Consider the following 13,673-nt stretch of genomic DNA (forward strand, 5'->3'; position numbering starts at 1 on the left):
CCACTTTTGTGACCTGAGTCTCAATAGGCTCCCGATCAGTTCCGGTTCACAAATGTCAGGAGTCCACGGTGCCCGAGACCATCGGATCCGATGCCGCCGCCGCGATCAGCGGCGACCGATATCTGGAAGTACAGGCAAGTCCCGAGTTTCAGGAACTTCGAAGTAGGCTGCGGCGCTTCGTCTTCCCGATGACGGCGTTCTTCATCATCTGGTACGGCCTCTACGTCATCCTGGGCGCCTTCGCCCACGACTTCATGGCCATCCAGGTGTTCGGCAATGTCAACGTCGGGTTGCTCATCGGCCTCGGCCAGTTCCTGACCACCTTCATCATCACCGGCCTCTACGTCCGGTTCGCCAACCGCGAACTCGATCCGCGGGCCGCCGCCATCCGCGCCGAACTCGAGGCCGAACTGGAAGGACAGACCGCGTGAGGACCTACCTCGCCGCCGAGGCCGTCGGCAACCCCGTCGCCAATATCGGCATCTTCTCGCTATTCGTCGTGGTCACCATGATCGTGGTGATCCGGGCCAGCAAGAAGAACGCCACCGCCGATGAGTTCTTCACCGGTGGCCGCGGATTCTCCGGGCCGCAGAATGGCATCGCGATCGCGGGCGACTACCTCTCGGCCGCAAGCTTTCTCGGTATCGCCGGCGCCATCGCGGTCTACGGCTACGACGGCTTCCTGTACTCGATCGGCTTCCTGGTCGCCTGGCTGGTGGCTCTTCTGCTGGTTGCCGAGCTGTTGCGCAACACGGGCCGGTTCACCATGGCCGACGTGCTGAGCTTCCGGCTCAAGCAACGCCCCGTCCGGATGGCGGCCGCCACCACGACGCTCGCGGTGTCGCTGTTCTACCTGCTGGCCCAAATGGCAGGCGCCGGTGGCCTTGTCGCCCTGCTGCTCGACGTGACCAGCTCGGCGGGACAGGCCATCGTCATCGCCGTCGTGGGTGTGCTCATGATCGTCTACGTTCTGGTCGGCGGCATGAAGGGCACCACGTGGGTGCAGATCATCAAGGCCGTGCTCTTGATCACCGGCGCCGCCCTGATGACAGTGATGGTGCTGGCCAAGTTCGGCATGAACTTCTCCGAGATCCTCGGTGCGGCACAGTCCGCCATCTCCGGCGCAACCACCGAGGGCGTCGCCAACCGCGACGTGCTGGCACCCGGTGCGCAGTACGGCGGCTCGTTGACCAGCCAGATCAACTTCCTCTCGCTGGCACTCGCGCTGGTACTGGGCACCGCCGGACTGCCTCACGTGCTGATGCGCTTCTACACCGTGCCCACGGCCAAGGAAGCCCGTCGCTCGGTGGTGTGGGCGATAGCGCTGATCGGCGCGTTCTACCTGTTCACCCTCGCGCTGGGCTACGGCGCCGCGGCGATCGTCGGACCGGACCGCATCCTGGGGGCGCCGGGCGGTGTCAACTCGGCCGCTCCTCTGCTGGCCTTCGAACTCGGCGGCGTGGTCCTGCTTGGCATCATCTCGGCGGTGGCGTTCGCGACGATCCTCGCCGTGGTCGCCGGTTTGACCATCACGGCGTCGGCCTCCTTCGCCCACGACGTCTACGCGAGCGTGATCAAGCGGGGCCAGGTGACCGAGGACGAGCAGGTGCGCGTCTCCCGGATCACCGCGGTGGTCCTCGGCGTGCTCGCGATTGGGCTCGGCATCCTGGCGAACGGTCAGAACATCGCATTCCTCGTGGCACTGGCCTTCGCGGTCGCCGCGGCGGCCAATCTGCCGACGATCGTGTACTCGCTGTACTGGAGGCGATTCAACACCCGTGGCGCACTGTGGAGCATGTACGGCGGCCTGATCTCGACGATCGTGCTGATCGTCTTCTCCCCCGCCGTGACGGGCTCGAAGACCGCGATGATTCCGGGCATCGACATCGCCTTCTTCCCGCTGGCCAACCCCGGCATCGTGTCGATTCCGCTGGCGTTCATCCTCGGCATCGTCGGCACGCTCACCTCACCCGACGATGAGGATCCGAAGATCGCCGCCGAGATGGAGGTGCGCTCGCTCACCGGGATCGGCGCCGAGAAGGCGGTCGCCCACTAACCCTCTGCGTCGAACGTGAAGAAGATTGCCAACTTCTTGAGAAATGTCGCCATTTTTTTCACGTTCGGCGCGGGGACTCCAGCAATGCCGAACCATCGATAACAGTGAAGGATTCAGAATGCCCGTATTGGTTCGCGTCCAGGCAGCGGTTGCTGCGGCCATGACGGTCGGCGCACTGGCGGCGTGCGGTGCCACCGAGACACCCGCGGCCACGACTCCGGCGCCCACCAAGTTCGGCGAAGCCGTGTTCTTTGGTGACAGCCTTACCGATGCCGGCACGTTCGGTGTTCGCTTCACCACCGGTACGGGCATGACATGGGCCCAACACGTTGCCGAACGGCTTGGCCAATCGACCGAGCCGAATGAGCACCTCGCCAGCTACAGCGATGCCTATCAGGGCAAGCCCGGTCTCAGTGGCCCCGGCGGGCTGAACTATGCCGAGGGCGGCGCCAGGGCGAACAGCCCCTATTCGACGGTGTCGCAGAACCCAGAGGGCGCCCCGATATCCACCGCGGTACAGCTGCAGCACTTCATTGATCAGCACGGCTCATTCAATCCGGACGAGCTCGTGACGCTCTACATCGGAACGAACGACGTTGCGTACAACTACGACCTCACCAAGGACCCGACACTGGCACAAGCTCTGCGCGACAACCACAGTCCGTCGCCGGAGGTAATGGCCGGTGAGCGGGCACGAGTGCAGAAGGCCGCCGAGGACGAGGCTCAGACTGCGTCGGCGATCCTGGCGAACGGCGCTCAGCACCTGGTTGTGTTCAAGCTCGCCGATCTTGCGGTTCTGCCCTGGTTCGAGTCCGACGCGGCACGCAAGTACGTGAGCGAGTTGACCGACGTCTACAACACGAACCTGGTGGACTCGCTGCCGAAGGACCCCAAGGTCCAGATCCTCGACACCGGAGCCTTCATCGACGACCTACTGGAGAATGGCGCCGAGTACGGATTCACCCACGGGGCCAACGAGGACGCCTGCCTGCAGCCCGGGCAGGACTTCTGCGGAGCCGACGCGTGGAAGTCCCCCGACGCCGACCGCACCTATGTGTTCGCCGCCGCCGAGCACCTCACCACGCATGCGAATGAACGGCTGGCCGACTACGTGATGCAGCAGGTCAGCGAACACGACGGACAGTAATCGCGCGAACGTGAAGAAGATTGCGACATTCTCGACCGAGGTCGCAATCTTCTTCACGTTGGGTGTTGAGGGAGACTCGACGCGTGACACCCGAGACCAAGCCGTCCCGAACCCGCGCGCTCGCGGTACTGACCTATCTGTTCGCGGCGGCCATGATGGGCACGACGCTGCCCACCCCCATGTACGCCCTGTACGCCGACCAGATGCACTTCTCGGTGCTCACCACGACGGTGATCTTCTCGACGTATGCCGTCGGCGTCCTGACCGCACTGCTGGTGTTCGGACGGTGGTCCGACGCGATTGGCAGACGACCACTGCTCCTGGCGGGCATCGGTTTCGCGGTGGCCAGCGCTGCGGTGTTCCTCGTCGCCGACAGCGTTCCGGTGCTGTTGGTGGGCCGACTGCTGTCGGGCTTCTCCGCGGGGGTCGTGACCGGCACCGCGACGGCCGCCATCGTCGAGGCGGCCCCGGAGTCGCGGCGTGAACTCGCCGCCATGGTCGCGACGATCGCCAACATCGGCGGCCTGAGCCTAGGCCCCCTGGTGGCGGGCGTTCTGGTCCAGTACGCGCCGCATCCGCTGATGGTGCCGTTCGTCCTGCACATCGGGCTCATGCTGGTGGCGGCCGTCGCTATGCTGCTGGTTCCCGAGACGTCGTCCCGTTCGGGGCGAATCGGATTGCAGCGGTTGTCCATTCCCTCGGTGGTGCGGCCTGTCTTCATCACCGCGGCCACCGCCGCGTTCGCCGGCTTCACCGTGACCGGACTGTTCATGGCCGTCGCGCCGTCCTTCGTGTCGAACGTCATCGGCATCGGCAACCACGCCGTCGCCGGCGCGGTGGCCAGCTCGATATTCGTCGCGTCCGCGATCGCCCAGGTCTTCGCGAGACGGATGCACCCGCAACGTGCCGTCGCGATCGGGTGCGCAATCTTGGTGCTGGGCATGGTCGTTCTGACTGCCGCACTGCACTATTCGTCACTTCCGACGCTGATCGCGGCCGCGGTGGTCGCGGGCATCGGGCAGGGCATCAGCTTCAGTCGCGGGCTGGCCGCGGTCGTCGAGGGCTCGCCCGCCGATCGTCGCGCCGAGGTGAGTTCCACCTACTTCGTCGTCGCGTACGTCGCGATATCGCTGCCGGTGATCGGCGCTGGGTTCGCCGCGCAGAGCTGGGGATTGCGCACCGCGGGGACCACATTCGCGATCGCCGTGGCGGCACTCTCAGCGATATGCCTGGTGGCGATCCTGATTCAGGAGTCCGGCCGCAAACGACGGTCGGCCTCCGAGGTCGCGGTGAATTGAGTGGTTCTACCTAGGGCCGGCGACGCTTTGCGCGCCTAGGTTTGAGGGTATGCCGCTGCAGTTTCCGACCGCCGCCGAGATCGAGGCGCGCACCCCGGCCGACCGTGACCGGGCCATCGACGTCATCCGCATCGGCGCGCTGCTCGGCGTCGTGGCGGGCCACACCATCATGGCCACCAGCATCATCACCGACGGCGTTCTCATCTGGGACAACCTGCTCACCAACTCGGTCGTTTTTCAGGCGTTCACCTGGATCTTCCAGATCATGCCGCTGTTCTTCTTCGCCGGTGTCGCGGCATCGGTGGACTCCTACCGGCTCGGCGGGAGCTGGGGCGGGTGGCTGCTCAAGCGCTGCACGCGCCTATACCGACCGGTGTTCTACTACCTCGCCTTCTGGACCGTGGCGCTGATCGTGTTGCGGCAGCTCCTGCCGATCCACGTCTACGAACCCATCGCGGGCATCAGCATCCAGTTGCTGTGGTTTCTCGGCGCCTACGTCTTGGTGCTGGCGGCGGTTCCCGCGCTGACACGTATCACCACGCCGACGCGGCTGATCGCGAGTGTGGTCGCGGTGTACGCGTTCATCGCCGTCGTCGACGCCGTCAGGGTCACCGAGCCCGGCTGGTCGCTGCTGGGCTACGTGAACTTCGTCGCGTGGCTGATCCCGGGCATGTTCGGGGTGGCCTACCGGCGTCGCCTGATCACGCCGCGCGCAGCGTGCGGGCTCGGTGCCGCGATGCTTGCCGTGAACGTGGCGCTGCTGCAATGGGGTCCCTACGAGCTGAGCCTGGTGGGTATCGAGTCTCAGCAGCTCAAGAACATGACGCCGCCGTCACTGCTTCTCGCCGGACACGCGATCATATTGTGCGCGTTCGCGATTGCCGCCGCGGGAAGCATCGACAGGTGGGCGCACCGACCGAGGGTGTGGCGAGCCACCGTCCTCGGGAACTCCGGTGCAATGACCCTCTACCTGTGGCACATGCCCGCACTGCTCGGCGCGCACCTGGCGTTCGACCTACTCGGGCTGCCGCGGTATCCGGGCCAACCGCACTTCGTCGCGCTCAGCATCGCGCAGGTCGTGTTGATGGCGCTGTTGGTCAGCGCGGCGTTCGTGGCGTTGCGGCCGCTCGAGAACGCCGAGCTGCCGTTCTGGGACGGCGGCCGCATCTCAGCGCCGGGTGTCCGCAGCGCCGCGGTCGGCACCCTGCTGTGTGTCGCCGCGACCGCCACCCTGGCCTCGGTGGGGTGGGGTCTGAAGGATTACGGGATCTACTGTGTGGCAGTGATGCTCGTAGCCCTGATCACCGCTCGACGGCTTGCACCGCAAAAGTGTGGATCCGAGGCGGGTCTGTCGGTGTCATTGCCACGCTGACGTCGAGTCGCCCCCGAGCCGCAGGCAGGCGGTACGTCGCCTCGGTCGGCGATCGCATCTCGATCTCGGCCTGGCCCTCGGGCTCGCCCACCATGCTGCGTGCGTCGGTGATCGCCGCGACGCGCTCACCTAGCGGAATGTCGAGCAACACGTTGCCTGCGAAGGCAGGCTCTTGCAGCGCAAAGGGATCGGCGATGACGCGCTCGACAAGACCCAGCGTGGCACGGAGTTGCGCCGACGGACCCACCCCGTCCCGACCGGGCCGGCATTGACCCAGCAATGCCTCGAGCGCGGCCCGCGCCGGTGCCGCCACCGGCGCGTAGGTCCCGTTCGCGAACGCCACGACGCCAAGACCGCTGCCCTGGTGCCAGCCCATGTACGACCCGAAACCGGGATAGCCGCCGAGGTGTTGGCTGATCGGACCCGACTCGGGGGCACTCTCGACGAAGAGCCCGTAGCCGTATCCGGACAAACCCCACGGAAAGCCCTTGCTCACCAAGCGATTGTGCCCGCCGGGACCCTCGACGACGTCGAAGGGCAGCAGCCGGTGTGACTGTTGCATCTCTCGTCGCGATGCCCTGGCGAGCACCGCGTCGTCAGACCCGTCGCGCGGCGGGAATGCGTCAGACAGCCACGCCGCCCATCGAGCGATGTCGCCCACCGTGCTCAGCAGGCCCCCGATGGCGGAGAAGCTGCCGGGTGCGGTGAACCTCTGCGGCTCCCAGTCGCCACCACGCGTCGGGCGATAGCCCTGCGCGAGGCACTCGGGCGACACGGTGCGGTAGTCGTAGGTTGTGTCCACCATGCCAAGGGGTTTCAGCAGCTCGCTGGTGACGTGATCGATGAACCGTCGGCCTGTGATCGCCTCGACGACGCGTCCGAGGATGGCGTACCCGAGATTGGAGTACGCGAACGCGGTGCCCGGGGCGTAGGCCCCCGCCACCGGACGTGCGAGCAGGTCGTCGAACGCGTCCTGCGGCATCTCCTCCTGCCTGTCGGCCCACGGATCGTCGCTGGGCAGTCCGCTGCTCATCGTCAGGCAGTGGCGCAGCGTGATTGGTGGCGAGTCGGCTGTCGGGCCGGATAACCCCATCGCCGCGGGCAGGTGCCGGACCACGGGATCGTCGAGTTGGAGCAATCCTCGGTCGCGCAGCTGCAGGATCGCGGCGGCGGTGAAGCTCTTCGACATCGACGCGATGCGAAAGACCGATTCCGCCCCGACCGAGGCACCGGTTGCGGCGTCGGCGATCCCGTGACCGCTGAGATGGAGCGCCCGACCCCCCGCGATCACCGCGACCTGCAGACCCGGAGCGTGCCGACGGTCGTGGAACTCCGCGACGATGTCGTCGACGACGGTGAAGTCGAGGTGGGGCATCAAGGGACCCCGACCGTCTGGTCGTCCCGGTCCTCGTCCGGCGGGGCCAGCATGAGGAAGTGCGTCTCGCCCCTTGGGCGCAGATAGAAGGTGTAGTAGCCAAGGGCAAGCAGCACACACGCCCCCGCCACGATGAGATCGCCGCGGACCTGCTGGCTCAGAACGGCAATCGACATGACGATTGCGATGACCGGCCACAGCGGCCACAGCGGCATTCGGTAGGGCCGCTCGAGCCCGGGCGTGCGGATCCGGCTCAGGATGGCGGAGCCGGCAACCAGGATGAACTCGACGGCCAGCAGGGCCCCGGTCCACGTCGACAGTGTCGCAACGTCCGAGATCAGGATCATCACCGCCCCGCCGATACCCACCAGAATCGTTGCCAGCCAAGGGGTGCCGTACTTGGGGTGCACCTTGGCCAGCGCCCGGCTGACGGGATTCGGCCACGCCATGTCCCGGCCGGTGCTGTACAGAATCCGTGCGTAGTAGGGCATGAGCGCGATGACGGCATTGAGCACGGCGACCGCGATGCCCAGGCTGATGATGGTGTTGAACGTCTCGCCACCGACCGAGGTCAGGAAGTACTGCCAGGGGTTGTCCGAGTTCGACAGGTCGGTGAGTGAGGGCGCGGCGAGGATCGCGGCGGCCACGGGGACGATCTCGCAGGCGACGGCAACACCAAGGGCGATGAAGACGGCGCGGGCGATATTGCGGCGTCCACCGACGGTCTCCTCCGAGAAGATCAGGGCGCCCTGGAACCCGTTGAAGGCGAAGCTGCCGACGGCAATGCCCGCCACGAGTGCGCTCAGCGTAAGCGGGCTGGCGACGCCGTAGGAGTCGAAGACCTCGGGACGGAACAGTGTGGTGACCGGTCGCTGCACCTTGACGAGCCCGACCACCGACACGACGACGACCGCCAGGATCTCGACGACGAGAAGCACCGTCACGGCCATCGCGTTCAGTCGGACGCCGAACAGCGCGATCGCGGCGCCACCGATGATGATGGCGGCACCGAGGAAGTTTGCGTCGACGTTGACGACGACCCGCAGGTAGTCAGCCATCCCGAGCGCAACGACGGCCGGGATCAGGACGGCCTGGACCGGGCCGGTGATGAACATCGAGACGAATCCGGGCGCGCGCCCCATGATGCGAGCGATGAAGGTGTAGTCACCGCCGGCGATCGGATAGGCCGCGCCGAGTTCCGCCCAGCAGTACGCCAGCGACAGCCCGAGAACCGCTGCGATGGCGAAGGTGATGGCGGCGCCAGTGCCGTTCAGCGCGAAGAGCACGGGCGCGATGATGAACGCCCCGGTCGCGGGTGTCGTCGCCGAGACGACGAGCGAGGCGTTCTCCCACAGACTGAGGTCGCGTTTGAGCTCTTGCTTGTACTTCTTGGGACTGCCGGACTTCGAGTCGCGCATTCGGCGCCTTTCTCACGACCACCCCGATGGAGGCGACGACAGTGTCGCTTGCCCGGCGGGTGCGAACGGGACCGTGTGATCTTCACCCCACTCCAGCCGTCTGTCAACACTGTTGACAACACTGCTGACATCGCCGAGCATGTCGCCACCGCCCTGGCTGTCGCGCATGCAATGCTTGGGCCGTGGACAGCAGCGAGCGATCCAACGGGCAGCGCACGACCGGCGGCACCGTCCGATTGGACCGTGCAGTGATCCTGCGAGCAGCGCAGGAGATCTCCGACCGCGACGGACTGCGCGCGCTCACGCTGCGGCGTCTGGGAATCGAACTCGGCGTCGATGCCACGGCGATGTACCGACACTTCCGGGACAAAGCCGAGCTGATCTCAGCGCTCATCGACGAGCTGTTCCGGCTCGAGGTGGACGAGCCGGACCCCGCCAAGCACTGGCGCACCAACCTCCGCACGCTGATGATCCAGTGGTGGCAGATCTATCGACGCCACGAGGGCCTGGCCGCCGCCATGGCCGGACAGCCCGACGACGAGCCGCAGCTCTTCCACCTCACGGAATGGACGGTCCGCGAACTCATTCGCGCAGGGGTGAGTGACGACGAACTGGGTCTGTACCACCAGACCATCTACAACCACACCGTCGGCAGCGGCTTGGTCGCAGCACTGTCACCGTGGCTGACCGACGCCGAGCTGCGCGATGAGCAGCGCCGGCAGTACGCCACTCTCGACGCGCGCCGATTCCCGTCGTCCGCCGCGGTGGCGCCGACGATCTATCCCGACACCGCGAAGGTCTTCGAGTTCAGCGTCGAGGTGCTACTCGATGCCATCGAGAATCGCGGGCGCCTCGGCCGGGGCGACGCCGCATCGGGTTGAGCGACAGCGGTTTTGACGCTCTGCGCCGCTACCCGCTCTTGCGGCGGAACTCTCGGCGGTTCTCCACCGGGCCGTGAACCTTGGGCTGCTTCTTGCCTCCGTCGCGGTGGGCGGCCCCACTGGCTGCGTTGGTGTTCTTGCGTTCGAGTGCCTCGCGGAACTTGCGCTTGTTGTCGTCTTCTTCTGGTGCGTCGGGTGCTTCGGCCATGACCGCAGAGTAACCGGCCGCCCCTGGCCACGTCGCACTGATTACCGGATGCCGGGCGGCAGACCGTAGAGATGCGATATCGGCAGCGTCAACAGGACGCGTCGGTCGTCGACCATGGCGCGGCGATAGTCGTCCCAATCGGGATGCTCCCCGGCGATATTGCGGTACAACGCGATCAGCGCCTCGACGGTGTCATCGTCAGGTGCGGCCGCGGGCGCGGTGAGAATCGCGTCGCCCTCTGCCACCGCGTAGGCCCACCCGTCGTCGGACGGCACATGCACCGACGCCCGCGGGTCACGTCGCAGATTGCGGGTCTTGGCCAGGGGTTCTCGCACCGACACCTGAATCGCCAGGTTCCGCGAGTCGAAGTGATACGACACGTTGGACAGCTGTGGTCGGCCGTCGCGCTTGATGGTGGCCAGAATCCCCAGCGAGTTTCCGCTGATCACTGCCAACAGCTTGTCGTCCAACACGTGCCGGGTCATGCCCGCCAGCCTACGACTGCGCGAGGGAAGGTGGCCGGGATTGCCATCACGGTCCCTACCATGGCCCCATGAGTGCCATCGATGGCAACACCCTGGAAGGCGTCTCGGCGACCACACTGTGGACGCTGCACAATCGGGGCACCGAGGCCAAGCGCTCCGACGGCGTCATACGCGACCCGTGGGCGGTCACGCTGCTCGATGCGATCGACTACGACTACCTCAAGTTCGGCAAGCCCGACCAGTCGCACGGGCTGCGCGCCGCGGCCTTCGACATCGAGGCGCGCGACTACCTCAGCGCCCACCCCAGGGCGGCTGTGGTCGCGTTGGCCGAGGGTCTGCAGACCAGTTTCTGGCGTCTGCAGCGAGCCGGCGTGGCCGACGAGTTGACCTGGTACTCCATCGATCTGCCGCCCGTCATGGACCTGCGCCGCCAGTTGCTGCCACGCGAGGACCGCATCGTCGAACTCGCCCAGTCCGCCCTCGATCTGTCCTGGATGGACCGCGTCGAGGGCTCCAACGGAGTGTTCATCACCGCCGAGGGCCTGCTGATGTACCTCGAACCCGATGACGCGCTGGGACTCATCCGTGACTGCGCCGCCCGCTTCCCCGGCGGCGTGATGATGTTCGACTCGATTCCCGGCTGGTTCAGCAGGCGCACGCTCAAGGGCTTCAACCTGACGAAGCGCTACGTCGCGCCGCCTATGCCGTTCGGACAGAGCGCCGACGACGCACTGACACTGGCGGGGAGCGTGCCGGGGGTACGGGCCGCCCGCGATATCGGGCTTCCCCCTGGTCGCGGGCTATGGAAGGCCGCCACCTGGCCGGCGCTGGACCGCATCGGTGTCCTGCGCCGCATCCGGCCCAGCATCACGCTGCTGGAGTTCGGATGACGCGCTACGCGGTGTTCCTGCGCGGGGTGAACGTCGGTGGGGTCACCCTCAAGATGGCCGACGTCGCGAAATCCCTCTCCGGCGCCGGGTTCACCGATATCAAGACGATCCTGGCCAGCGGCAACGTGCTGCTCGACAGCGACTCCGGCACCGCAGAGGTCCGCGCGAAGGCCGAAGCGGCCCTTCGGAAGACGTTCGGCTACGAGGCGTGGGTGCTGGCCTACGACCTCGAGACGGTGCGCGCGGTGTCGCAGAACTACCCGTTCGAGCGCGAGGTCGAGGGACACCACTCCTACGTCACCTTCGTCGCCGATGAGGACGTCCTCGACGAGCTCGCCGGTCTGGCGGAGGTCGCCGGTCCCCATGAACTGATCCAACGAGGCGATGGCGTCCTCTACTGGCAGGTGCCCAGATCCGGCACGCTGGACAGCGTCATCGGCAAGACAATGGGCAAGAAGCGCTACAAGTCCTCGACCACGACGCGCAACCTCCGCACCGTCGACAGAGTCCTCTCGGCCTGACGTCCTGTCCGCCTGGCCTTCGGTACATTCGCGACAGTGAGTTCAGAACCGAAGGTGGACGGCGCGACGCTGACCGGCGTCTCCGAGACCGCACTACTGACCCTGCAGGTACGGGCGAGCGAGGCCCGTCGGCCAGACTCGATCCTCGAAGACCCGATGGCCATCAAGCTTGTCGACTCCATCGACTTCGACTTCGCCAAGTTCGGCCCCACCCGCCGCCAGGACATGGCGCTGCGTTCGCTCGCGTTCGACCAGGCCACCCGCAAGTACCTGGCAAACCATCCCGCCGCCACCGTCGTCGCGCTCGCGGAGGGGCTTCAGACCAGCTATTACCGCATCCAAACCAGTAGTGTGAGCGATCAGTTCCGCTGGCTCACGGTCGACCTGCCGCCCATGATCGAACTGCGCGGCAAGCTGCTGCCGGAGTCCGACCGGGTCACGGTCTGCGCGCAATCGGCTCTGGACTACAGCTGGATGGACCAGGTCGCCACCGACAACGGCGTCTTCATCACGGCTGAGGGACTGCTGATGTACCTGCAGCCCAGCGAGGCGATGGAGTTGATCAGCGAATGCGCCAAGCGCTTCCCCGGCGGCGCGATGATGTTCGACCTCCCGCCCGCGTGGTTCGCCGCCTGGGCCCGCAAGGGTATGCGGACCTCACTGCGCTACCGGGTGCCGCCCATGCCGTTCTCGATGTCGGCCAGTGAGATCGCCAAGCTGGTCGACGTGGTGCCTGGCGTCCGTGCGGTGCACGACGTCCCGCTACCCCAGGGCCGGGGCCGGATACTCAACGGCGCGGTGTGGGTCATGCAGCGGTTCCCGCTGTTCGACCCCATTCGACCGGCCTTCACGCTGCTCGAATTCGGCTAGGCCACTACTGGCCGAGTGCGTCCTCGACTAGCCGAATGCGTCCTCGACGTAGCCGAGGGCGGCGGCCTTGCCGACACCGAGCGAGCGCGCCGCCGTCGCATACGCGTGCGCCGCGGTCGCCATCGCCGAGTCAGCGGGGTCGGCCCGGGCGACGAACGTCCCGAATCTCCCCCGCGTCTCGACGATCCCCGCCGACTCCAACTCCCGGTAGGCGCGCGCCACGGTGTTCACCGCCATGCTCAGCTCGGACGCGAGATCACGCACCGTGGGCAGCCGCGTACCCGGCGGCAGCCTGCCATCACGAATCCCCTCGATGACCTGAATCCGCAGTTGATCGAACAACGGTCTCGCCGCGTGCGGATCGACGCGGACCCATTCCCCCAAATCGGTCACCTGCCCAGTATCACAAAAAACGGCTAGTTTGGTGAGCGTGCAGGTGACCGTTCTCAGTGGAGCCGGTATCTCGGCCGAGAGCGGAGTGCCGACGTTCCGTGATGTGGAGACCGGTCTGTGGGCCAAGGTCGATCCCTACGAGATCTCGAGTTCGGACGGCTGGCGCCGCCACCCCGAGAAGGTGTGGGCGTGGTACCTATGGCGCCACTACATGATGAAGGGTGTCGCACCCAACGACGGACACCGCGCCGTCGCAGCGTGGGAGGACTACGCCGAAGTACACGTCGTCACCCAGAACGTCGACGATCTGCACGAACGCTCGGGCAGCACGAACGTCTACCACCTGCACGGCAGCCTCTTCGAATTCCGTTGCGATCGTTGCGATTGCGACTATCAGGGCCCGCTCCCGGCGATGCCTGAACCGGTCGAGATGGTCGAACCGCCGGTGTGCGTGTGCGGCGGTCTGATCCGGCCCAATGTGGTGTGGTTCGGCGAGGCGCTGCCCACCGATGCGTGGGACCGCTCCGTCGCGGCGGTCAGTGCCGCCGATCTCGCGATTGTCGTGGGGACGTCGTCGATCGTCTACCCGGCCGCCGGACTGCCCGAGATAGCGGTGGCCAATGGCATCCCGGTGATCGAGATCAACCCCGAGCCCACCCCGCTGTCGAGCGCCGTCACCATAAGCCTGCGCGAGAGCGCGGCCACGGCGTTGCCCACCCTGCTACAGCGCCTGCCCGCGCTGCTGGGCTGAGGTTCGCC

The 13,673-nt window shown here is 66.5% G+C and carries 15 protein-coding genes; 10 read left to right on the forward strand and 5 right to left on the reverse strand.

The window, feature by feature from the left end; genetic code table 11:
• Positions 1 to 68 precede the first annotated feature (68 nt).
• From ABIA65_RS08370 to ABIA65_RS08390, 5 genes are all read left to right on the forward strand, one after another.
• Complete coding sequence (locus ABIA65_RS08370; protein WP_354523233.1) at positions 69 to 431, forward strand: DUF485 domain-containing protein; 363 nt, start codon at positions 69 to 71, stop codon at positions 429 to 431.
• On the forward strand, positions 428 to 2,056 hold the full coding sequence (locus ABIA65_RS08375) for a monocarboxylic acid transporter (RefSeq protein ID WP_241403755.1): 1,629 nt from the start codon (positions 428 to 430) through the stop codon (positions 2,054 to 2,056). The genes ABIA65_RS08370 and ABIA65_RS08375 overlap by 4 nt, the downstream gene beginning before the upstream one ends.
• Before the next feature lie 118 nt (positions 2,057 to 2,174).
• On the forward strand, positions 2,175 to 3,203 hold the full coding sequence (locus ABIA65_RS08380; RefSeq protein ID WP_354523234.1) for an SGNH/GDSL hydrolase family protein: 1,029 nt from the start codon (positions 2,175 to 2,177) through the stop codon (positions 3,201 to 3,203).
• Positions 3,204 to 3,355: 152 nt separating this feature from the next.
• On the forward strand, positions 3,356 to 4,501 hold the full coding sequence (locus ABIA65_RS08385) for an MFS transporter (RefSeq protein ID WP_241405522.1): 1,146 nt from the start codon (positions 3,356 to 3,358) through the stop codon (positions 4,499 to 4,501).
• Between the two features lie 49 nt (positions 4,502 to 4,550).
• Positions 4,551 to 5,873, forward strand: coding sequence for an acyltransferase family protein (locus ABIA65_RS08390; protein ID WP_354523235.1), 1,323 nt, complete (start codon positions 4,551 to 4,553; stop codon positions 5,871 to 5,873).
• On the opposite strand, the gene ABIA65_RS08395 is transcribed toward ABIA65_RS08390, so the two are convergent.
• Together ABIA65_RS08395 and ABIA65_RS08400 are read right to left on the reverse strand one after the other, a co-directional pair.
• A complete protein-coding gene (locus ABIA65_RS08395; protein WP_354523236.1) occupies positions 5,803 to 7,248 on the reverse strand; it encodes a serine hydrolase domain-containing protein in 1,446 nt (481 codons plus the stop codon). The genes ABIA65_RS08390 and ABIA65_RS08395 overlap by 71 nt on opposite strands.
• On the reverse strand, positions 7,248 to 8,666 hold the full coding sequence (locus ABIA65_RS08400) for an APC family permease (protein ID WP_241403751.1): 1,419 nt from the start codon (positions 8,664 to 8,666) through the stop codon (positions 7,248 to 7,250). Before ABIA65_RS08400 ends, ABIA65_RS08395 begins: the two co-directional genes overlap by 1 nt.
• A 182-nt stretch (positions 8,667 to 8,848) precedes the next feature.
• On the opposite strand from ABIA65_RS08400, the gene ABIA65_RS08405 reads away from it, so the two are divergent.
• A complete protein-coding gene (locus tag ABIA65_RS08405; RefSeq protein ID WP_241403750.1) occupies positions 8,849 to 9,547 on the forward strand; it encodes a TetR/AcrR family transcriptional regulator in 699 nt (232 codons plus the stop codon).
• A 28-nt stretch (positions 9,548 to 9,575) separates the two neighbouring features.
• Here the strand turns inward: ABIA65_RS08405 and ABIA65_RS08410 are convergent, their stop codons facing one another.
• Complete coding sequence (locus ABIA65_RS08410; RefSeq protein ID WP_241403749.1) at positions 9,576 to 9,755, reverse strand: DUF5302 domain-containing protein; 180 nt, start codon at positions 9,753 to 9,755, stop codon at positions 9,576 to 9,578.
• Between the two features lie 41 nt (positions 9,756 to 9,796).
• A complete protein-coding gene (locus tag ABIA65_RS08415) occupies positions 9,797 to 10,240 on the reverse strand; it encodes a PPOX class F420-dependent oxidoreductase (RefSeq protein WP_241403748.1) in 444 nt (147 codons plus the stop codon).
• A gap of 68 nt (positions 10,241 to 10,308) precedes the next feature.
• Between ABIA65_RS08415 and ABIA65_RS08420 the strand changes: the two genes are divergently transcribed.
• Genes ABIA65_RS08420 through ABIA65_RS08430 form a run of 3 tightly spaced genes read left to right on the forward strand, consistent with a single transcriptional unit; the run spans position 10,309 to position 12,521 of the window.
• Positions 10,309 to 11,130, forward strand: coding sequence for a class I SAM-dependent methyltransferase (locus tag ABIA65_RS08420; RefSeq protein ID WP_354523237.1), 822 nt, complete (start codon positions 10,309 to 10,311; stop codon positions 11,128 to 11,130).
• Positions 11,127 to 11,651, forward strand: coding sequence for a DUF1697 domain-containing protein (locus tag ABIA65_RS08425; RefSeq protein ID WP_241403746.1), 525 nt, complete (start codon positions 11,127 to 11,129; stop codon positions 11,649 to 11,651). Before ABIA65_RS08420 ends, ABIA65_RS08425 begins: the two co-directional genes overlap by 4 nt.
• Positions 11,652 to 11,687: 36 nt before the next feature.
• The gene (locus tag ABIA65_RS08430) at positions 11,688 to 12,521 is read left to right on the forward strand and encodes a class I SAM-dependent methyltransferase (protein WP_354523238.1); all 834 of its coding nucleotides are present in this window, start codon (positions 11,688 to 11,690) and stop codon (positions 12,519 to 12,521) included.
• Between the two features lie 27 nt (positions 12,522 to 12,548).
• Here the strand turns inward: ABIA65_RS08430 and ABIA65_RS08435 are convergent, their stop codons facing one another.
• On the reverse strand, positions 12,549 to 12,914 hold the full coding sequence (locus tag ABIA65_RS08435; RefSeq protein ID WP_354523239.1) for an Rv1152 family transcriptional regulator: 366 nt from the start codon (positions 12,912 to 12,914) through the stop codon (positions 12,549 to 12,551).
• Positions 12,915 to 12,951: 37 nt separating this feature from the next.
• Here ABIA65_RS08435 and ABIA65_RS08440 point away from each other — a divergent pair, with 37 nt between their 5' ends.
• Positions 12,952 to 13,665: an NAD-dependent deacylase gene (locus ABIA65_RS08440; RefSeq protein WP_241403743.1), complete on the forward strand. Its 714-nt coding sequence runs from the start codon at positions 12,952 to 12,954 to the stop codon at positions 13,663 to 13,665.
• The last annotated feature ends 8 nt before the right edge of the window (positions 13,666 to 13,673 follow it).

It is taken from the genome of Mycolicibacterium sp. 624, from assembly GCF_040548615.1.
Classification (GTDB): Bacteria; Actinomycetota; Actinomycetes; order Mycobacteriales; family Mycobacteriaceae; genus Mycobacterium.